At 38.7% G+C, this 20675-nt stretch carries 14 protein-coding genes; 5 read left to right on the top strand and 9 right to left on the bottom strand.

Annotated features, from left to right (window positions below):
* Positions 1-203: 203 nt before the first annotated feature.
* A complete protein-coding gene (locus ACYVAM_RS11605) occupies positions 204-863 on the top strand; it encodes a DUF3800 domain-containing protein (protein WP_461067039.1) in 660 nt (219 codons plus the stop codon).
* A gap of 886 nt (positions 864-1749) precedes the next feature.
* Here the strand turns inward: ACYVAM_RS11605 and ACYVAM_RS11600 are convergent.
* Together ACYVAM_RS11600 and ACYVAM_RS11595 are read right to left on the bottom strand one after the other, a co-directional pair.
* Entirely contained in the window at positions 1750-4359 is a 2610-nt protein-coding gene (locus ACYVAM_RS11600) for an NHL domain-containing protein (protein ID WP_461067037.1), read from the bottom strand.
* A gap of 14 nt (positions 4360-4373) precedes the next feature.
* On the bottom strand, positions 4374-6932 hold the full coding sequence (locus ACYVAM_RS11595) for a VWD domain-containing protein (RefSeq protein ID WP_461067035.1): 2559 nt from the start codon (positions 6930-6932) through the stop codon (positions 4374-4376).
* A 425-nt stretch (positions 6933-7357) separates the two neighbouring features.
* Between ACYVAM_RS11595 and ACYVAM_RS11590 the strand changes: the two genes are divergently transcribed.
* Positions 7358-8557 (top strand): hypothetical protein, encoded by a 1200-nt coding sequence (locus tag ACYVAM_RS11590; RefSeq protein WP_461067033.1) that lies wholly within the window; start codon positions 7358-7360, stop codon positions 8555-8557.
* Between the two features lie 285 nt (positions 8558-8842).
* Here ACYVAM_RS11590 and ACYVAM_RS11585 read toward each other — a convergent pair whose 3' ends face one another.
* The 4 genes from ACYVAM_RS11585 to ACYVAM_RS11570 form a co-directional block, all read right to left on the bottom strand.
* Positions 8843-9703 carry an abortive infection family protein gene (locus ACYVAM_RS11585; RefSeq protein ID WP_461067031.1) on the bottom strand — a complete coding sequence of 287 codons (861 nt, stop codon included), beginning with the start codon at positions 9701-9703 and terminating at the stop codon, positions 8843-8845.
* Between the two features lie 191 nt (positions 9704-9894).
* Complete coding sequence (locus ACYVAM_RS11580) at positions 9895-10608, bottom strand: uracil-DNA glycosylase family protein (RefSeq protein WP_461067029.1); 714 nt, start codon at positions 10606-10608, stop codon at positions 9895-9897.
* Between the two features lie 33 nt (positions 10609-10641).
* Positions 10642-12687, bottom strand: a complete 2046-nt coding sequence (locus tag ACYVAM_RS11575; protein ID WP_461067027.1) for a T9SS type A sorting domain-containing protein — start codon at positions 12685-12687, stop codon at positions 10642-10644.
* A 14-nt stretch (positions 12688-12701) separates the two neighbouring features.
* Entirely contained in the window at positions 12702-12851 is a 150-nt protein-coding gene (locus ACYVAM_RS11570) for a hypothetical protein (protein ID WP_461067025.1), read from the bottom strand.
* 117 nt (positions 12852-12968) lie between these two features.
* Here ACYVAM_RS11570 and ACYVAM_RS11565 point away from each other — a divergent pair, with 117 nt between their 5' ends.
* From ACYVAM_RS11565 to ACYVAM_RS11555, 3 genes are all read left to right on the top strand, one after another.
* The gene (locus tag ACYVAM_RS11565) at positions 12969-14024 is read left to right on the top strand and encodes a DUF4917 family protein (protein WP_461067023.1); all 1056 of its coding nucleotides are present in this window, start codon (positions 12969-12971) and stop codon (positions 14022-14024) included.
* A 313-nt stretch (positions 14025-14337) separates the two neighbouring features.
* On the top strand, positions 14338-14637 hold the full coding sequence (locus ACYVAM_RS11560; RefSeq protein ID WP_461067021.1) for a hypothetical protein: 300 nt from the start codon (positions 14338-14340) through the stop codon (positions 14635-14637).
* A gap of 141 nt (positions 14638-14778) precedes the next feature.
* Positions 14779-15486, top strand: coding sequence for an SIR2 family protein (locus ACYVAM_RS11555; protein ID WP_461067019.1), 708 nt, complete (start codon positions 14779-14781; stop codon positions 15484-15486).
* 222 nt (positions 15487-15708) lie between these two features.
* On the opposite strand, the gene ACYVAM_RS11550 is transcribed toward ACYVAM_RS11555, so the two are convergent.
* The 3 genes from ACYVAM_RS11550 to ACYVAM_RS11540 all read right to left on the bottom strand — a co-directional run bounded on the left by ACYVAM_RS11550 (position 15709) and on the right by ACYVAM_RS11540 (position 20637).
* The gene (locus ACYVAM_RS11550; protein WP_461067017.1) at positions 15709-17361 is read right to left on the bottom strand and encodes a CHAT domain-containing protein; all 1653 of its coding nucleotides are present in this window, start codon (positions 17359-17361) and stop codon (positions 15709-15711) included.
* A 267-nt stretch (positions 17362-17628) separates the two neighbouring features.
* Positions 17629-19533: a hypothetical protein gene (locus ACYVAM_RS11545; protein WP_461067015.1), complete on the bottom strand. Its 1905-nt coding sequence runs from the start codon at positions 19531-19533 to the stop codon at positions 17629-17631.
* 846 nt (positions 19534-20379) lie between these two features.
* A complete protein-coding gene (locus ACYVAM_RS11540) occupies positions 20380-20637 on the bottom strand; it encodes a hypothetical protein (protein ID WP_461067013.1) in 258 nt (85 codons plus the stop codon).
* Between the last annotated feature and the right edge of the window lie 38 nt (positions 20638-20675).

Genomic DNA, 20675 nt, shown 5'->3' with positions numbered 1-20675 from the left:
TTGGAACGACTAGAAGGGGATTTTTTGGCTGAATTGGACATAACCAAGGTGATTTGAGTGAAACAATTTAGGAAATTGTCTCTTCTCATTTTCACCCCTTTTGTCCACTTTCATTTGACGACGTACACAAAGGTTCCTTCTACAAGTTTCTGCATGGGCTAGCCGACCGAGAACTCTACCGTAGCTTCCCCAATCTGGAATTAGTGGCGGATCGACATGACGACGAGAGTTTTATGCAGGGGTTTACCCAGTATATATATAATCGACACGTGCCCACCCTATTCAATCAGGCTAGTTTTCGCTTTGTGAACAGTCAAGCTAGTCTTCTCGTCCAGGCGGCTGATTTCGTAGCGGGTACCCTGGCCCGGTGTTATGATGAAACGGTTCTATCAGCCGAACGTGCGAGCTTCGTACAATTATTGAAACCTAAGCTACTTACCTTAAAATACTGGCCAGATGTATTTGCCCCCGTGGTGGCCCAGAGCGTGCCCGATCAAGCCAATTACAATGCTGGTTTAGCTGAACTGTGTGTGGGCCTAGGCCAAGACTTTTTGCATCGCAAACTAACCAGTCGTTCCCCTCAGGAAATTGACCAGGTTACCTGCTTAAACTATTTACTGTTTCATTTTCGTCATGTTGATCCCACACGGTACATTTCGAGCCGGGAATTGATGGCTCACATTGACGAACGGCGAAATAGTTTACCTACCCTGTATTATTTTCAAACGCGGGTTATCGCCCCGCTTCGGGATGCGGGAGTGATTATAGCCAGTAGTGCCAAAGGCTACAAAATCCCATCAAGTGAGGGAGACATTTACGATTTTGTTAACCATAGCAACACGATCATCCAGCCCCTACTATAGCGGATCAGTAAATGCCGAGATCGAATCCGTTTATCCACCGGGGGAGCGATTGACCTCTTAGATCGGGACGAATATGCAAACCTAAAGCAATTGCTAGCTGATCCATCGCTGACCTGATTTGGTGTAATGGGCAGGGGTTACAAACCAGGAACGACCCATACAGATTTATAACCTTGCTCAATAAGCTTTTCTAAATCAAATTGATAAAAGCATGGATGTCCTTACCTCGTTTAGTGAGCTAGTTCTTACTAGAATTTAGGCCGCCTGTCGGTATTCAACTGGCGTTATAAACTTCAATGCTTAATAAGGACGTTAGGTGTTGTATCCACCAACCACTCCTCCACTACCTGGCGTACCTGTCAAATACTCGTAAAAATATGATTATCTAAAACCTACCGGCGAAAGTTTCCATTAAATCGTTCGATACACGTATTTTGCGTAGGTTTACACGGTTAGATCCAGTGCAAGCGAACTTCCTCATCCGAGCACCAGTCCTGTTGAGTCTGACTGATAAACTCGGCATAACCGCTCCGGCTTACAATACTGTTCGACCAGCCGATCTAATAACCGGGTAATCTGCTGAGCGGATAGGGAAGAATCAATCTACATTCCTAAGGATTCTCGCTTGTAATCGTTAACCACATTCAAGGTGAGAAACTTCTGCTTACAAATTAAGTTGTCCATCGACTTTTAAGCAGGACCGTTTTCCCTTCCCCTTAGAATAAAGTACATTAATAGGAACCACAAGTCAAGGACCGGGACGATAAGAGCGGTTTATATACCCTTGCCCGATGATTCCTGTTAATATCTTCCGGTTTAGGTTCTAAGGAGGACGGAGAAACTACGGGCGAGAGTAGTCAACCCTTCTTTCCCTATTCCCATCATATTAATTCACTTTACGTATCATACCTCCATTACACATTTGAAGTGAGTTATTTACCCAAAACAATGTTGTACCATATCCATCATATAAGACTGCATTATCGCCAGTGCCATCTTTTGGAAACCTTTCAAAAAGTTTTCCAAGAAGAGTTGTTAGTTTACCATCAGATGATAATCTTCTGAGTGTTGTACCATTAGCGTTAAATCCTGGGGACCAAATATCAATGATATAAAGATTGCCATCTGCATCGACAGTTAATTCTGTAGGATCATACAAATCCACATTCGGAAGTTGGCCATCCGTGTAGTAAGAAAAATTTTCAGATCCATTAAACCAGACAGGAAACTTTGAATGATCTATTTCCCTCCCTGCATAGGTTGATACAGTAGTCGAAGTAATTTTGCGGATTCTGTTACCATCTACTAAATAAATAACTCCTTCTTTATCAATGGCTAACGCTTTCGGCCATTGAAAGCGAGCAGAACTTAAAGAACCGTCCCTATATAAATTATCTGAGCCATTTTTATAAGGTGCACTTTTATCACCACAGTACGTACTTACTGTACCATCTGGCAACATTTTTCGAACACTAACCACATCAATAATCCATAAATTTCCTTGGGTATCAACACTTAGATCCGCAATTTCCCCAAATCCTGCCTGATCTCCTTTTCCATCCAAAAGCTTACCTTTGCCGTTACCTGCGATAGAGGTGACGGTACCAGAAGGAGTTACTCTTTTGATATAATTATTATCAGCTACATAGATGTTACCATTTCCATCAGGGACTATACTTGTTGGATAGGTTAGACTAACCAAAACAGTTGCTTGAGTCTGTCCAACTTTCCACTGTAAAATTTGATTTTTATTGTCAATAAAGTAATAAGTTTGAGACTGTGATATATAAGTACCTCTACTTAGAGTCGATGTATAAGGAGAAATAGAAGTAATAGTTGAAGCATTTGAATAAATAGGAATAGGGGGCGACTGATTTAATTGTGGTCTAGTAGTGTCACTTAGCAGCGTTGTTCCTTGCATATTTTTTACATACGCATAACTTTTATAGACCGTATTAGGGATAATATCCGAATACTTCCCCCTGAACCGGGAGTAACCAACCGTTTTTAAGGCTCCTAAACTTATTCGGGTAGCGTTAGAAAGAGTAGAGCTATTTAATTCGCCTTTTCGATAAGAAAAAGGCATCACTATGAAGCCATAATCTGGATAGGTAGTAGCGTCCCCCCGATTAGTAAAATCAGCCACAAAGCTTATCTCATTCTTTTCAATTCCTGTAATTGGACCTGAATTCAAGCTCAAGTCTGAAGAAAGGCCAATTGGCCCACTACTTCCCCCAGTAATTTTGGTTGATTTTACCGCCCCATAATAAACGGCATCAGGCGTTTCGACAAACGCCCTATAATAATAAGTTTGGTTAGCAAGCAGTTGAGTGGTTGATAAAGAGAACGAATATGGGATTTGCGTAATGGCATTTCCTGTAACTTCTGACTGTTCAGTTGGTTGGTTTACGGTAGCTGAAATACAAAATCCATAGCGGATTATGGCTCCTCCACCAACATCTGTAATGGTTCCTTTTATTATTGAAGCGGAATTTGATCCGGTAGTTATATCACCAGTTTCTACAGTTGGAATTTTTAGATCAGGATTGTCTCCAGCAACCATGACATATGCCTCTCGTATTGCTGCAACTACATTGTCATAATCTAACCAGATATATCCATTGTTTGCCCATCTATTACTCCAAGAGTTTTGAACTTTAAACGCTTTTTTCTTATCATCATAGCCAACTAATACCATTGCATGTCCCCCATTTGCCGTTGTAGCATCGTAGGTCTTCCAGATATATTCACCATCAGAGTTTTTTTCTTTTAATCGTTTAAAATTATCATCTAATGTTGCGGCAAAAATGATTGGGTAATCAAAATAAAGAAAATGACGAAAAGTATTTGAATTAATATTAACTCTTGCCCATTTTTTTATTTTGTAATTTGCTGCCTTTTGTTTCTGTGAAGCCGTAGGAACTGTTGAGCAGTCGGTTTCATTATACGGCATATCCTTCAAACTGCATACTCCGGAAGTTTGAATTAAATTTAGAGCATCTCCAATGTAAGAACCTCCATTGCAATTATTTACTTTAACTTGATTATAGACAAAAGCAGGGCTAAATATAGCATCATCATTTCGTTTACCATCCGTAGTAATATAATTAGCTTTTTGAGCTACCTTGTTGAAATAACTTCGGGCTGCATAAGCGACTGACCATGCTACGCAAGACCCTTGTTGCCCCTGATTATCCACCGGTGGCATGCTAACTGATAAATCATAAGTTGAAGGTAAAATAGGATCTTTCCCAGCAGCTAATCTTGCTCCAACCAATGGGTCCTTTAATAAAGGTATATTTTCATAAGCTTCTTTAGCTAGTAGATTAGCGCCTAAACCAACGTTTTCACCTGGTTTGATTTCAACTGGAGATTGTGTTGGATTAGGGTTGTCAGTTTCAGTTTTTTTACAATTAATTAGAAAGAAATTTAATACTCCGAAACAAAGGATACTTGTTAGGTATCGACCATAATTAGAGGTAAATATTTTTTTCATACTGTGAATTGTTTTTATAAAGGTTTAAAGGACCAACCAGTAACAACTACTCTTTTATTACTACCTCCAGAACCTATTAAGCCTGGATAAGCAACTATCTGTTCAGCTGTTGAATTATCGGGATAGTCAGTTTTCAAAACATTGACCCCATCAACACTCATTTCAAGATGATATGTATTGCCATTTTGATTTCTTATGCGTTGTACACTTAACTCAATACGATGATTTTTACCGTCAAATATATCGATAGGTAATGCATAGGCTGTACTGCCATAATACAGCAACCTATTATAGACTTTTAATAATGACAATTGTGAATACATGTTGTCGATATCCCGATTTAAAACTATGTCTATTTCTGGCGAGTTGGACGATGAAGAGATTGTAAATGCTGTTGAATACCCGTTTGTTACATCAAAAGCATTTACTTTCCAAAATATTGACGGCTGATTTGCACTAGTGGTTTGAGTAAAATCAACTTGACTCTGTGAGGCGATAGCACCATTAGAAAACAATAATGCTTTACTAAACAGACCAAAATCATCAATCGAAAAACGTTCAACAGAATGGGTCACTTCTTGCATTCTATAGGCACGATCTGCATATTGAGCATCTCCTGTAGAAGCAACATCAATTATACACGCTTGTAACAAACTTGGATCTGTAACTCCTTTCTGACGACAAATTTGCTCTGCATTAATTCTTGCTGATTGGTCTATGATTACTGGAGTCTGAGGAAAGTCACTTATAGTGTAAGAATCACTATTTTTATTAGTGTCATATATGAATAGCGACTCATTTTTATTGATTCGCCAACTATTAGCATAATCTGGATAGACAGATAGAAAATTACTTGGTATTATTTCACCTGTTGGTTTTGATAATTCATTTCCTTTGTTACCGTCGAAATTTCCTAACAAACCTTTTAGTTTGGCCCGCCTATTATTGTTAGGTGTAATATAATAATCTAGCGTTCCTCCATAAGGTCTAATTTCAATCTTATCGCCCGTGCTTGTCCGAATATAATAATAGCCATTTGATAATTTACTTACTGACCCACCATTACTGAGAGCAGTTGTTGAATAACTGTCCGTTTTTAATTGCGTGTCAATATATAACCTATTAGGAGGAAGAAAGCAGATCGTGTTCTGTCCAGTTTGAATGGCTAGCCCTGTATTAATCGATACTGTTTTTGAACTTCCAGATGGCTCCTGTCTGACTTGGATTTTAAAGTTATCACTGATCGATTGAAGAGCGGTAAATTCGCCTGCTGCCATAAAATCATACCTAAACCTGTCAAATGTTATTAAGTGAGGATCACCTGTACTTACTGATGTAAAAGTTGAATCAACTTTATTTGAATCTGGGTCGCATAGTTTAAGCCCTGTGACAATAATTTCATCTAAATTTTTACTTATTCCTTTTGTAAATTCTTTTTTATTTTTGATCCCAAAAATATCCATACCTATGAACAGACTATTATCTAAGCCAAAGGAAGGAATTAATGAAAGCCCTTTCTTTTCAGTAGAACAAGCGCCTGTAACTCGCCCATAGAAATAAATAGAGCCCCCAAATACAAATGCATCTGAATTATAAAAACCAACACTTAACTCACTAACTACTCCAGATTCAATAAAACCTTCCATTTTTGCATCAAAAGAAGGATGATTAGTTGGATTATCATTTTTTTCTATTTGGCTAAAACCTTTTACTTTATTATATAATAGTCCATATTCATAAGTGTCTTGCCAATCAACAAGCGTAGCATTTATAGTTCCTTTTAATCCAGCAGCAGCTCGTAATTTTAGCGTTAATGTAGGAGTTATAACAATAGGTATTGGCAAAAGGCCAACCATTATTACACGGGTTATAACAAACGTCTTTTTGAAAAATGGGTACTCATCTGATCCACTTACGGATGCTTGTGCAGAAGCTCCAGCACCCGCTGTTCGAGTTATAGTGACTTTCGCAAGTGCGTCGTTTAAAGTAGATTCTTTAATATTTAAACTAAAAGAAAACTTAAAATCGACTGCTCCTTTTGCGTATGCGCTTACTTCTGCTGAGGCATTATTACCCGTGAAAGTGAATGTTTTATTGTAGTTTAGAGATTGTCCTATGGACTCGTCAAAAGCGAATTCAATATCTTTAAATACGTCGGTCCAGGAAGCAGGTTCTGTCTCTATCTCTAAGCCATCGCTGGTTTCAGTTACTTTTGTTGCTTTGGCCATATAGCCATTTGGCGTTTGAGGAGTCGCCGTTGCAATCATCACATTTCCCGACTTAATACTGGTTACATCGAGTTTGCTGGCTAATCGGCCACCTGGTAATTTTGTGCCTGATTTAAAAACTATTTTAGCAGAGGTAAGAGATGTGATATTAGCAGCAGTTTCTTGATCAATCACATAAACCGTCGTTCGTAGTTGGGGAGTACCAACAGTTGGTATGATCTGATCCTGCTTGATTTCGCCTAGCTTGGGGAGCTCTGGTTTATCGTCAGGGTCTACAGCTTTTTTACAACTAAAAGTTAGTAGACAAATGGCGGTAATAATGAGGGTAAAAAATGTGCGTAGCATTCTTTATAAGATATTTCTCGATTAATTTAAATATCTAACAACCAGTAAATCAGATACTTATTGGTTAAATACGCTAACAGCGATCTATGCTGATATTATAGCTGCGAGATTAGAAATAGAAAAAAATGTTTACTGAATTTAATCAATGATAAAATATTTAGTGGTGGTTGAAATGTGTTGATCATTAATCATAGTTACTGATTAAGATAAATTTACACTTTAGAGCTTCCTATACTTTCGTCCGTAAATAATTACCATTAAAACAGTTCAGCCACTATCCACTTGTCTATACAGTTCAAGTTTATTGTGAACTGACTAAGTACAGCGAAAGAAAAATGTTGACAGGATTTATTGTGCAATAAAGATTTTTTAATTGAAAGAGAGATAGTTTATGGGTTCCCGTTTTTTTTCCTTTTTTTAGCGGTATGAGAAAATCTAGTGCCTCACACACCAAAAAAGACCTAAACACCTTAAGGCATGGGATTCAAAATCGATATAAAGAATTCCATTTACTAGATAAGGTTACATATCCAGATTTTGAGTATAATAGTAACCGAGCGAACTACGAGCCGTTACGAAATTCTTTTGTAGAGGAATTCTTTGTGATTAGAGGAATAGATCGGGTGAATAATACCCTACACATTCCTAGCACAAGCACGTTAGTACAGATATTTTGTGAGGATGATTACATACCTAATAAGAAAATTTTAAATACTTGCTATGCCTATGTAGAAGGGACACCGAAAGTTGCATCTGGTAATTCAATGAAGGAATTAGCGAAGCAAGAAACTACAGTTATTCCCAAGCGCACCTTTACGAGTTATATTGTCATTGGCCTTGTGATTTTCAGCTTTTTAATGGTAATAGCTGTATATCTAGCCATTCCCCAGCAAATTAGTAGCGTAACTCCGGGGGAGTTGATCCTGAAGCGACCCTTTAATGGTCAGACAGTTCCCATGAAAGTAAAGGTTGAAGGTAATGTAACGAATGCGGACACTGTATGGCCTGTAGTATGTGACATTAGGGATACCATTTATCATGCCCCTGCTTATTATGTTCAGAATCCTATCTTGGTGCCAAGGGGATCTAACAGCTGGAAAGGGGAAGTGCATATAGGCGGTCCTAATAAACTGCACATTGGAGCCAAGGCCATTATACGCGTTTTTGTAAATCCTACAATTCCACTTACTGTAGGGGAAAGGCTTTATTCATGGCCGCAAGCCGAGCTTTCATCAGCAGGAACGCATGTTGTCCGTGGATTTTATCATCTAGATTTTGCCAATAATCTGATTATTGAGCAGCCAACTAATCACCAGACGGTTCCTATGAAAATTTTGATTGAAGGGACAGTCAAGAATGTTGACATTGTTTGGACGGTTGTCCACAATTTGACGAAGGGAGGTTATTATGTGCAGGCCCCTAGCAAAGTGGAAAAAAATGGGAGATGGCGAGGGCCTGTCTACATTGGTGGCCTTGACAAATCGTCACTTGGCTCGCACTACCAAATAAGAGCATTTGTGAATCCGTCCACAATGCTGAAAGAAGGAGATGAAATTTATGCATGGCCTGAAGCCGATCTTTCCTCTGATCCCATTGAAGTTGTGAGAGGGTCTAATCACATCTAGAGTGATAATGATTGGATTCAAGATTTTGGCGTCACGATTTTATAGATACGTCATGTCCACCAGCTTAGGGTTACGATTTAACTATGAAGTTACTAGTATTTGTTTCGTATGTTATACGGTCGTTTCTACTTTGTAACCCCTACCCACTATGGCCAAATTAGGTCAGCGATTGATCAGTTAACACCTGTTTTTAGACTTGCGTATTCCTCCCACGGGCTTCCAGACCCAAACCGCTTTTTCCCTGCTGGTAAGTTGAAGCTCGGTAATAGGCGATGGCGGTTTTCATTAAACAGATCTAGCTTTGAAGGTATCTAATAAAAACGTGCTCAACGTTATTCCTGCACCGACCGCTAATTTGGCATGTCTTGGTTCTAAGCCTTTCCTAGTTTTTTCAAGCCCATGTCCTGTTCCATAAAGATTTCTTAGTTCAGCCAATTTATTAACTACTTGGCCTAGATTACTCAGAAGTACTTTAATAATATCAGCACCTTTACTAGCATCATCTATATCGCTAGGGGTCAATTTTAGAGCTTTCTGCACTTTTGAAAGCAATCTAGGGACGTCATCACTCTTCTCAATTGTACCACCAATTGCTGTAAGGATTGTTTTTAATACCGCTTCCACAAGCTCTTTTGTTGAGCCAATAGCAAGAGCTGGGTCTTGTTCTATGGCATTGTTGATCCTTTCAACATATTCGTTGAATTGAAAAGGATCTAGCAGATCGACAGCCTCATGTTTGAGCTCAACTAATGAGCTTAACCGAAATGTGATTTTCTTGCCATCATATGCATAACCGTCTTTTTCTAACCACCTTTTTAAGCGTTCGAATTGCTGTGTTGCTGCAACACGTTCGGATTCCATTTCAATCGCGTATGGATTAGGATCTTTTAATCGGTCATCCATGCACTCTAGAAGGTCTTCGTAAATATTCAGCACTTTTCGAAGATCCTTAGGATTCTTCCAATCAAGAGCCGCGTAGTATCTCATTACTAAAGCTCGACTTACGCTATTGGGTAATGTTGTAGGATCAAGATCTACGGGGTCTATATCTTGATTTTTAAAAAGTGCATCAATGTCCCGAACTACAGAGTTGGCAACAAGATACTCTTGAAATCCCTCACGTACTTTTAAACTAATATTATTCATAATATATGTTTGTGACCCATTATTTTCACATGCATACGGTCGTTTATAAGCCCAAGTGAAAGTATTGTACCACTCTCACACTTTACCCGAATAGCGTTACAAAACGGCTAACATACTTTTTATAAAATCTATCATCACAGAATTCATAAACGGGTGAGTAAGAGTTAGTCTTCGATTGGAGTCAACCATGATTAGCGATTCGCCAACTCCGTCATGCTGGCTAGTACAGAATGATAGCTTTTCTGCATGCTCAACGTGCGCGGATGTTGCGTCTGAAAGGTGAGTGTTGGCAGCAGTTGCGTCGAACTATGCAGCAACCATACTGAGTCGGTTCCATTCACTGATTCTCGTTCCGGCTTGTAGAGCTGATCAAGCCAATGATCGTATTTCCTACCCGTCAAAAAGACAACCACATCGGGCTGGAGTATGGCAATCTCTTGGTTTAGTAGCTCGAAGCCAGCGGCATTCTGTTGTTGCAGATCAAACGTTGGCGTCGTGGTGTTGCTATCGAATTTGAATATGTTCGTCCACAAAAAGCCATTCGTTTTCTTCGAAACGTCCCCGGCCGACTTATTCAGATTGTAGAAGAAGGCTCTCGAAAAATTCCAGAACGGGCTTATTAAATACCGATTCGGTTTTCCGTCTCCGTAATCTGCGGATTTACCCAGATCGAAAGCAGCATACTTAGTTTGCAAGGCTTCTACACTCGCGTGCTCATCCATTCGTCCCCAGCTATGAGTTTCCTGACCCACGAAAAGGATCTTTCGTTCCATCCGTTCATAAGCCTCGAAAACGCTCATTAAAAGCGGAGCCGACACTCCTTTTAACCATTTATAGCGGTACATTAAGTCAATATAGGTCTGGTATATTTCCTGTAGACGTTGATTAAGCTGTGTTGCAGTCATGCTGTAAGATAGCATGCATTTATTAACATACACTCAATGAACCAGCAGCTTTGTAACCCGACTACCGCCCTCTGACTCGAGCTGTAACAAATAGGTACCGGCAGGCCAACCTGATACATCTACTGAGTGAGTTTTATCTCTTGTTGTCACCACTTTACTCCATAGCTTTTGACCTGCCAGATTTGTCACAGTCAGAGCATAGGGCGGAGTCACGTCTGTTTTTATCCGCACTACGCCTGAGGCCGGATTAGGCGTGACGGTTAGTTGATCGCTGCTGGAAAGAGGTTCATTGGCGGTGACAACAAAGGGAGCCGAGCTAGTACGGCAGCCCTGCGCAGAACTCACCTCAAGGCTGACAGCGCCACTGCTCAGAAGCGAATAGGACAAAAGGGGTGAAGTTGCTCCGGTAATAGGTGACCCGTTGATATACCACTGATTACCGTCCGGTGCACTTGACACCATTCCTCTTCCGTCAGGGTCGAGGCTGATCGTCGGAACGTTGGGTTTAGGGTACACACTGATCGATGCAGACGAACCGGCCGTACGAGAAAGCCCACATTTTACGCCCTGCACCGTGTAATTACCGCCTTTGCTAACTAACAGCTGATTACTATTCCCATCGATGCGCGTCCCATCCCGGTTCCATACGTAGCTATCATAGCCCGGTGTGGCGGTTAAGGTAGTCGTTTCACCAGTGCAAAGTTGGCTCTTGCCGGTAACGGAAATCATTGGATCAGCTGGCAGCGAACAGAAGGCCAGATCGTAGTAATAATTTCGCCATCCGTTGCCCGATGTCCCCTCAACCTCCAAGTAGTTTTCTGCAGCGTTTGGTATCAATGCCCAAAGCGTTCCAGCTCCACCCAGGCTGGCCAGGGTCTGACCTCCGGCAGACAGTAGTCGACTGGTAGCTCCAGCATCCGTATTCACATTGACCTTAGCCGTTACAACACCCCGACCGGGCGCAACATAGCGATACCGGTCAATATCGCGCCAGCTTCCGTTTGCCTGTACGGTGAGCAGTCCTAAGTAAGACTGATCGAAGCCAACGGTATAGGCTTTGTCATTCTGTGCTGGTTCATCGAGTGCGTAGAGTTCAGGGAAAGTGGCGTCTTTGATGGCACTATTATGGAAGTAGCCATGGTAGAATACAGGCGCATTTAAGGTATAAAAGTTGTTTAAATTTTGGCTCAAAAGATTCACCACCCCGTCACTAACACCCTGGATCCAATTGCCAATGATTACCGAATAATCAAGGTCGTTAGGAATACTTTTCTGGTTGAGCCCTTGGATCATTTCGCCCGTCCGTCCGTTGCAGTTAACATCATTGTTGTAGTAACTGCCCGTTAATCCCCGTCGGATATACGTATCATTTTCGACCCCGCCAAACAGATACACACCCTTATAACCTGTTCTGTAGTCGTATCGCAAGTCGCGAACAGCTTCGGACCGTTCATCAATGTCACCCACGCCTACACTTCCGAGAATCGTACCAATATTTATGTCACCTAAGCCTAGATTACTGCCTCCATGTGGCGTGTCGACGGTAACGACTTTTGCCACATGATGGCGGTTATCATTCATGGCCCAATGAGAGGAAGTCTGGAGGTATTCGCGGATAGCCAGGCCGCCCATACTGTGCCCCATCAAAATCACTTTGTCTGAACCCGTAACCGCCAGGATCCGTGCTACGGCCAGTCCAACCGCGTAACCTTGTTTTACGGCGGCTGACCGGTTACTTCCCCCGGAATTGGGGCAGGTATCGAAATTTAAAAAGTATAGGTCACTGGGATCGAGCCGTAGGTTGTAGTCAAGTATATCGCTCCGCCAATTGCTCGTTGCATATACGTGGGCGATAGCCTGATTCCCATCGGAGTTCAGACAGTAATCAAGTCGGTTGTAGGCCGCTGCATACATACCCGTTTGAGTAGACAGATAACTCAGGAAGGGTTGCCAACTGGCAGATGTACCGGCAAACCCGTGTACAAATAGAATCGGATACGGTAGCCGCCGTTGTGCCTGAACTGTAAAGGAAATGAGAAGCTGAACGAAAATAAGTACAAGTAGTAAAGGATTAGTCATACGGTGGATAGTTGTCAGGTGGATAACGTTTTCAATTGTGATTCGGGCAATTTCTCCATAATTGCCCGGATTAGGTAGCTTATTCCTTCTACATAGCCATACTCTCGTCCCCAGACAAAGCTAGTAGCAAACTTCAGCATCAGCAGGCCAATCATCAGAAGCAATCGTTGTATAAGAAGTTGTCAGAACAAATTTGTAGCATAAAAATTGAATTGTTTACTTCAAAATATATCTTTTTTTCTAACTTTAGTCCTTTAATACTTTATATATCCACCCTTTACATGAATCTACCGTCTTTCGCTGAATCTTTGGAAATATCCAAGAAAAGCGGTGCGAAAAAGCAGCACTTACTACTTGGAAATGGTTTCTCCATATCCTGCCGCCCTCAGATTTTCACTTACGGCAATTTATTTACCCAGGCACAGCCACACTTCTCCCAGCAGCTGAATGATGCCTTTATAGTCCTCAATACTAAGGATTTTGAGGTTGTGATGAAATCATTGAAAAATGCAGCCTCTTTAAGCGACATCTATGACAGGGATAACACTTATAAAAATCAGATGATAGCTGATGGTGAGCTACTAAAACGTATACTGGTAAGCACGATCGCGTCATCACACCCCGCCCAACCAGGAGATATTAAAGACAGTGAATTTGAGGCATGCCGACAATTCCTAGTTATGTTCGATAACAAATACACCCTAAACTATGACCTTCTATTATACTGGTCTTTAATGCATGATAATCCAGCCAGCCCAAGCGCAACTAAAATTAAACATGATGATGGATTTAGGGAGCCGACCGACGGCAAATGCGAATACGTCACGTGGGAAGTTAATAATACGAGGGATCAAAGTATTTATTACTTACATGGCGCCTTGCATATATTTGATGCTGGAGATGAATTGCAAAAATTTACTTGGATAAATACGGGCATCAGATTAACAGAACAAGTCAAAGCGGCCTTAGACAAGGATTTCTTCCCAGTTTTCGTTTCGGAGGGATCTTCGAGCGAGAAGAGAGAGAAGATCAGTCACAGTGGATATTTGACACGGGGAATACGAAGCTTCTCTTGTATAGGCGGCAATTTGTTTGTCTATGGACATTCATTAGCCGATAATAATGATCATATCACGAATCTTATACCAGAATCGAAAATCGAGAACTTATTCATAAGTATTTATGGGGACCCTGATTCCCAAGATAATAAGAAAATCATGTTAAAAGCCCAAAATCTAGTTGAAGAAAGGAAAACAATAAATAAGAAGAAATTTAGAAATATAACTGAATTGAGCCTCCATTTCTACGACGCATCAACCACGCCGATTTGGCAATAACTACCAAATTATATTGCTAGCCGATTGCTATTTTAGCTGGACGGAAAGCTTATTATAGAAATTGATTGAGCTATTTGCAAATCACCAAAAGGGAAAACCGTAAAGTTTGGCGTGTTGGGTTTGCCCACAATGCTTACAAAAGACTACCGCCACGGCGGACCGTTACTAAGACCATTCAAGAAGATACCTATATCAATATACTTAAGCCTCTACCGCTTAATGGATTCTTATTTCATTCAAATATGCATTTATAAACAGCCTATAACAGTAGAATATAGCATATATTGTTTTTAGGCTATTTATCCTTCCCAATATGAATAATAAGGTAGTGTATATCACTGGCGCTGGATTCTCTATGGATTTCGGTGCTCCATCTCAAGCACACATTATTAAAGAAATATTTAAATTAAGAGCTACCTATCCAAAGAAAACGAAACCTAAAATAAATAATTGGATTGATCAATTTGAAAAATTTCTCAAAGAATCACTCTATGTTAGTGATTTAGAGATGGACTATTATACGCTAGAAGATATATATACACCTATCGATAGATCAATATTAGAAGCAACTTCTTTCCGAGAACATACATCAAATCAACTGCTTGAATTATGAGATAATTTTAATAAATTAATAATATTAGCTGTACGAGAGACCATTGATAAAAGTGGCAAAAGTAGAGAGTCAGTTAATAAATTTGCAGAACATGTAGTAAGACTTAGCAAAAACCGACTAAATGATGAAAAAAATGATAGTGTGGCAATTATTACAACAAACTGGGATATAATGCTTGACAATACAGTTAATAATATTATTGCCAATGATCCAGAAGTTAAGAGCAATAAAATATTAGGTGTAGTTGACTATTGTTGTCATATTAGTTCATTAGATGAAAATGATAACAAAATAAAGCCTGGTTTATACGCTATCGGTAAAGGCGGATACAATTTAAAAATATTAAAACTGCATGGTTCTTTAAATTTGTTACAGTGCCCTAAATGCCAAAGGCTATACGTAAAGTTTTTTAAGCGTTGGAGCGGAGGCTACGTTTTTGATCAACATTATTGCAGACATTGTGAATATAATTTCGATCAGAAAAAACATAAGTCAAATCTGCTCATTACGAACCTTATAATGCCAAGTTTTTTGAAGAACTTAAATAATACTCAGAATAAGCTTATATGGCAGAACGCTGCTATTGAATTGTCGGAGGCCAAAAAAATAGTATTTATAGGTTATTATTTACCACAAGCGGATTTTGAGTTTAAACAACTACTTTCTCGTATGATAAGAAAAGATGCGGAAATTGAGGTTGTTTTAATCGATAAGGATGATCCAGATAAGCATTCAGAAAAATTTAGGCATTTGACGGCAGGTTATAGATTCACTAACTTTTTTAGTGGCAGAAAAATAAATATTTCATACAAGGGGGTTGAAGCATACATAAATGATGTTTGTAAATAGCTATTTATGGTCCGTGAATTAGTCTGTAAAGATGCTCTTTAGCATATGTGAATATCACTAGCATCTGGCCATAGATCTTCCAGTAAAACAGCAAGCCAGCGTGCTCTTGATTAGGGCGTAACAGGTATTTATTTAAATGCTGATTATCGAGGTAAGGAGAACACTAATCTAATTTTAAGTTAGCCAAGTGTTTTTCTTGCCTTGTTGAATATAAAAATGTGACTAAACGAATTTAATTATTTTACCGTCCTTCCATAGCTCAGGGGTATTTGATTCTTCAGTGTTAGAAGAATTAGTGATGAGACCAATTTGAAATGCGAATTTTATAGAATTACCTTCTGCAATACTCTGGTAAAACCCAACTGCGAAGTCAGTAGCGGCTTTGTCTGAAATTGCATCATTCATACCTATGACGTAAATGCCATGTTTGCTAATTATTTTAGCTTGTTCAGTAGAATAACACGCATTTAAAATAACAAATTTTATTGTCTTCTTGAATAACTTAAATAGTTTATCTAAGTGTATGTTAGGGAAAAATTCTGCTTGACTAAATTCATTTTGTACTATCAAACCACCTTCGCCAGAACCATGACCTGAGAAATGAACAAAATAAGGTAAGTGGGTTTGTAGTACTCTTGTTATTGTTTTTATTTTTACGGCAGGTTCGTATAATAATTCAAACTTATCTCGTTGACTTGAAGATTGAACTTCATCTTTGATTTGTCTAAATTCGTCTTCTATTCTCAAAAGTCCAGATCTATCTTGAGGGATGGGATTAGCCGATAAGAACAATATTTTTTTTATTGTTATAATAGGTTTAGGGGCTTCAGGCATTTTCGATTGAACTAATAATTCTTGAATTGAATTGAAGTATAACTCTTCATTTTTGAGCCATTTTTTTATAACGTTAACGTATCCTATTTCTCCGTTTGTAAAATCTCCTAAAAGTTTAGCTTGACTAATCTTGTGTTTTTCTCCAATAACAACAATTTGATGTTTGTTTAATTCTGAAATAGATTTTTTGTGAATTTCATTTTCGTTGCTTAGTTCTAATAAAATTTTTTTCGTAAAATTTATTAAGACTTCAATTAGCTCGCTTCTGGTTCTAACTTTGGAACGCACTTCTTGAAGGTACGGGTTGTATTCTGAGTCATATATAAATAATCCTATAGGTATTTTGTCTTTTAACCCTAACTTAATATCTGAAAAAAAACCTATGTTAGGAATGGTAGTAACCCACTTTTGGAAAGTTGCATTTAATAAATTAATATCCGTCTCATTAGAGAGATCCTTTTTTTTATCTTCTACATGCTGTTTGCTCCATTCTTGTAAATATTCAATTAGACGATTATACCTATCTTTTAATAGTTTGTTTTTAGTTCTATTACGTTTTATAGTGTCTTTTAGTAGAATTATGTAGCTATCTATCCCTATCGAAGGTTGACCAAAACTAGCTAAATTATACTCAAAGTAATCTGTGATATCCTTATACCAGTTATCAATGCTAAGGTTTTTTTCAATGTGATATTCAGTAAACGCAAGCTGCATCATGATCTTAATAGGAGTGTCATAATAGTTACTTTTTTTAAACCATGATTTATTAGCTATTTCTCTGTGAGCATCACAACAATTAGGGAACTTCGAAAACCACTTATTAATATTTTCTAATATCGCCTTGTGGTAAGGGCAACATAAAGGGTAGTTAGTAGGTGATTCAAAACCAACTGGTTTGTGAATACCAAATGGGCTTGCGATAATATTTCTACCTTCTATTTTAATGAACCCTGTAGAGTGGGATTTATTTAATAATGAATTTAAATCATTAATCTCCTTTTTACTTAGTCCCTCTATGGGTATGTGAAATTGCCTATTCATTCCGTATCTATTAACTCGCTTGATTAAAGTATTAAAAAAACCTTCCTATCCATGCTTCTATATCCTTTCCGTCTTTATAGCCAAATCTGAATTGGGGAATGGCCGACATTCGTACTAATGTTCCATCGGATGGTTTCTGGACGGGTTAATGCCATCGGTTTCGACTCTGAGAATAGCATGTAAGTCAAATACTCCGCCGCCGTTAAGGGCTTAACCGGCAAAGTCGGCGCTAGCGAAGACGAGTGATTAAAGCAGAATAAGAAAGCTTTAATGGCTTGTTTGATTCAGTACTTTGGCCGCATCTCGTGCTCTTGTAGCTGCAACATTAATTCGATCTTTTCGGTGTTTAGCCTCATCATCTGAAGGCCCAAACTTTAAACAATACGTTTCTAGAAGAAAAGCTTCCATCATATCTATACGTTGAATCACATTATCGTACTCTCTTAGTTTTATAATATCTCCGTTGTCTTTCAAAATTTTATCGTCAATGCTGTAGCATTCTTTGTTTGCAATTTTTGATAACATTTCATCAAATAACGTATCGTATTCCTGAATAATTTCAGCGTCGAATAGCATTAGTAAACTACGTCCCCCTACGCGAAGAGGTTTGGCAAAAAAGGAAACAGCAAATTGGGGATATACACCAAAATCATTTCTGTTCAGCCCAAATTGTGTTCCATCGTTAGCAATAAAATCTTCTTCATAACATATATACACCCTAAACCCTTGAATTACCTGATTAAACAAAACTCCGTAATTTGCTATCGATTCCTCAGGATCTTTTCCTTTAAAATAAGCTGGACTTCGATTTATTAAAAAAATACGCGTCACTTGTACTCCTTTGTATACCATATTGATATTCCACTGTAGGTATTCTTCCCCACGTTTTTGCCAAAATTTAATATCTCCAGAACTGACCGCTTTAAACTCTTTTAAAATGTTTCTACCAGTAGGCATAAACTCAAATATTTCATCGATTAGTCCACCTGATGCTGATAAAATACGGTTTTCAGTTATAGCAAATTCTTCTAATCGCCGACGGTAGTAAGTAACTTTTGCATGCATAACGCGCCAGAAAAACTGACGTTGCTCTTCACGAATGGTATTTTTTGTTATTGCGTCTGTAGGCTGTTTCGACAATTCTTTAGATCTCAGTAAATTGTCTTCCCTATACACTAGCTCTAAGTGATTAAACCAACTTTCAAACCGATTAAGACTAAATGCCATTCGTTCCACTTCGTTGTAGAATGGCTCGCTCAACTCATTAATACTTTGGTAGAAATTACGTCGGCGTTCGAATGAGTTAAAGACTACGGTAGCCATTAAAACTATACCCATTACTAATAAGGGATAATAGAATATGTACGCACTAGTCTTTAATATATTTATCATTCTTACACTTATAAGCAATTTTGTTTGTTCACTATTAAGTTTGACTATCGGATAACTAATTAATATAATAATAAGAGCAATTATTAAAATAATGGGAATACTACCTAGAATCTTTCTGAGTAATGAAACTGAGTATTCGTTAATATTTGAGGATGAATTTGTTTTTCTAGTTTTATTTTGATCAAATTGCTGATTTGCCTTTTTAATTGCATCTTGATCAGCTTTTTGAATTCTATAGTTTATTTCGTATACCAAATAAATTGTAGCAATTATCCAGATAATTGCAAGCGACAGAATGGTAATATAAGAAACTAGGTTTATTGAGATTGGTTGATCAACTACTGGATGAATCGAATTATTCTCCTTGTTTTCCGACGGCCCATACATATATACGTGATATTTGTTATCAGACCGGTACTCAAATAACAGAGACTCAGCTGTGGGCTTATATACATATCCAGCTAACAGCACCAAACCCGCTCCCATTAGTAATACACCGAGTGTTACTGCATACATCCTACGGTCTTTGATTAGATGCCGACGCTCACCGTATATGAACAGGATCAGCATGCTACTTATTAGCAAAGATGTTAGGCTAATGGCCCGTAAGGCCGATTCTGATACTGTGCTGGGCTTATCAATCAATCCGAAGTATTCATAAAATATAGGAATGCCCCCAACAATGGTAAATAGCAAACCAAGTTGATCTTGCAGAAACTGTCTGACAGATGAGTTTTCAGCGTTTCGTTGAATATCAATTCGGGATAAGTTAGATGCCATGGATAGTGAAATTTAGTACTGATGAAAAATATTAAGTAACTGTCTATCAGATTAAAGTATAAAAGACAAATAACAGCGTAATAATTTTAAACCCAAGTATTACATGTCTTATAACATATCTTAAAGCGATATCTTAGGTCCACAAGTTGATTATTATTTGGTAATAATGTGATAACAGATCTTTATTAGTCAACCTGTCAGTCGGAACCGATATAAATTTACTTTCTTAACAAAGCTATAACGCTCTAAATATGAGATTGAGGGGAATTTAAGAGTTAATTACGAGTCCGCTCCCCCATGAAGATTCATCTGGGGTGAGGCACCACTGCGAGGCAGCAGTTGGAGCGCCGATCAGGGACTGGCCATCCGTGACTTACTTTCCAACAGCACTTTCTAACTTCACATAACATGTCATTATAAAATCGTTCATTAAAAGGCTAGGCAGATATATTTAATGAACTATGTAAGCGCTTGAAATTCATGGCTTTGCCGTCATTTTGGAAACCCACAAAAATCGTTCACGAAAACGCTTCAATAATTGAACTGCAATTCTAGCTATCAACCCAACTAAGTCTATTAACTTGCATACTTGAAACCATTCCCGGAAAGGTTATATTAGTTCTACGATCGGATGACGCCAGTTTTCAGTTTAATATAGTTAAGTTCGATTTTCATTTTGTTGATTACCTCCATAAACCCGTGCTGCGTATGTAAGCAGAAACGAGCAGATAAAGGATTTAAAGTAGGCGATGAGGCGAAACCAGATCAGTAATGGAAGATGGCTAAGTTGATCTAATAAGGTTGTCAGGTCTAGATGTTGCTTCGTTATAAGTTAGCTAATTGTCGCTAGTCCAATGCCAGATGTGAACGTGGCAATAGCGCTAATAACAGTTCTGAACCGTGCCTCTTCAACCTTATCATAGGGCGATACAAAAAGCCCATTAACCAACCTAAAGCAGCGCCCAAAGCACCTATATTAATACTCAATATTCTATCACTGAAACCCGGTCCAACCGATAAAGCTCTCAAACACATTTTTCCATAATACAAAGCAGCCGCTTTGGTTACTGCCTTCGTTCTAGCATCATTAAAGAAAATTGTCATTAGAATTGATGCGTTAATCTATCGAGAATTTTCAAGGC

It is taken from the genome of Spirosoma horti, assembly GCF_054776595.1.
Note: the sequence above shows the minus strand (reverse complement) of the source record. Positions and strands in the feature narration are given on the sequence as shown.

What these genes read in the sequence shown, in the direction of transcription:
- ACYVAM_RS11585 (WP_461067031.1), bottom strand. Translation starts at nt 9,703, where the DNA reads ATGAATAATATTAGTTTAAAAGTACGTGAGGGATTTCAAGAGTATCTT.
- ACYVAM_RS11550 (WP_461067017.1), bottom strand. Translation starts at nt 17,361, where the DNA reads ATGAATAGGCAATTTCACATACCCATAGAGGGACTAAGTAAAAAGGAG.
- ACYVAM_RS11590 (WP_461067033.1), top strand. Translation starts at nt 7,358, where the DNA reads ATGAGAAAATCTAGTGCCTCACACACCAAAAAAGACCTAAACACCTTA.
- ACYVAM_RS11565 (WP_461067023.1), top strand. Translation starts at nt 12,969, where the DNA reads ATGAATCTACCGTCTTTCGCTGAATCTTTGGAAATATCCAAGAAAAGC.
- ACYVAM_RS11600 (WP_461067037.1), bottom strand. Translation starts at nt 4,359, where the DNA reads ATGAAAAAAATATTTACCTCTAATTATGGTCGATACCTAACAAGTATC.
- ACYVAM_RS11575 (WP_461067027.1), bottom strand. Translation starts at nt 12,687, where the DNA reads ATGACTAATCCTTTACTACTTGTACTTATTTTCGTTCAGCTTCTCATT.
- ACYVAM_RS11595 (WP_461067035.1), bottom strand. Translation starts at nt 6,932, where the DNA reads ATGCTACGCACATTTTTTACCCTCATTATTACCGCCATTTGTCTACTA.
- ACYVAM_RS11560 (WP_461067021.1), top strand. Translation starts at nt 14,338, where the DNA reads ATGAATAATAAGGTAGTGTATATCACTGGCGCTGGATTCTCTATGGAT.
- ACYVAM_RS11580 (WP_461067029.1), bottom strand. Translation starts at nt 10,608, where the DNA reads ATGACTGCAACACAGCTTAATCAACGTCTACAGGAAATATACCAGACC.
- ACYVAM_RS11545 (WP_461067015.1), bottom strand. Translation starts at nt 19,533, where the DNA reads ATGGCATCTAACTTATCCCGAATTGATATTCAACGAAACGCTGAAAAC.
- ACYVAM_RS11540 (WP_461067013.1), bottom strand. Translation starts at nt 20,637, where the DNA reads ATGACAATTTTCTTTAATGATGCTAGAACGAAGGCAGTAACCAAAGCG.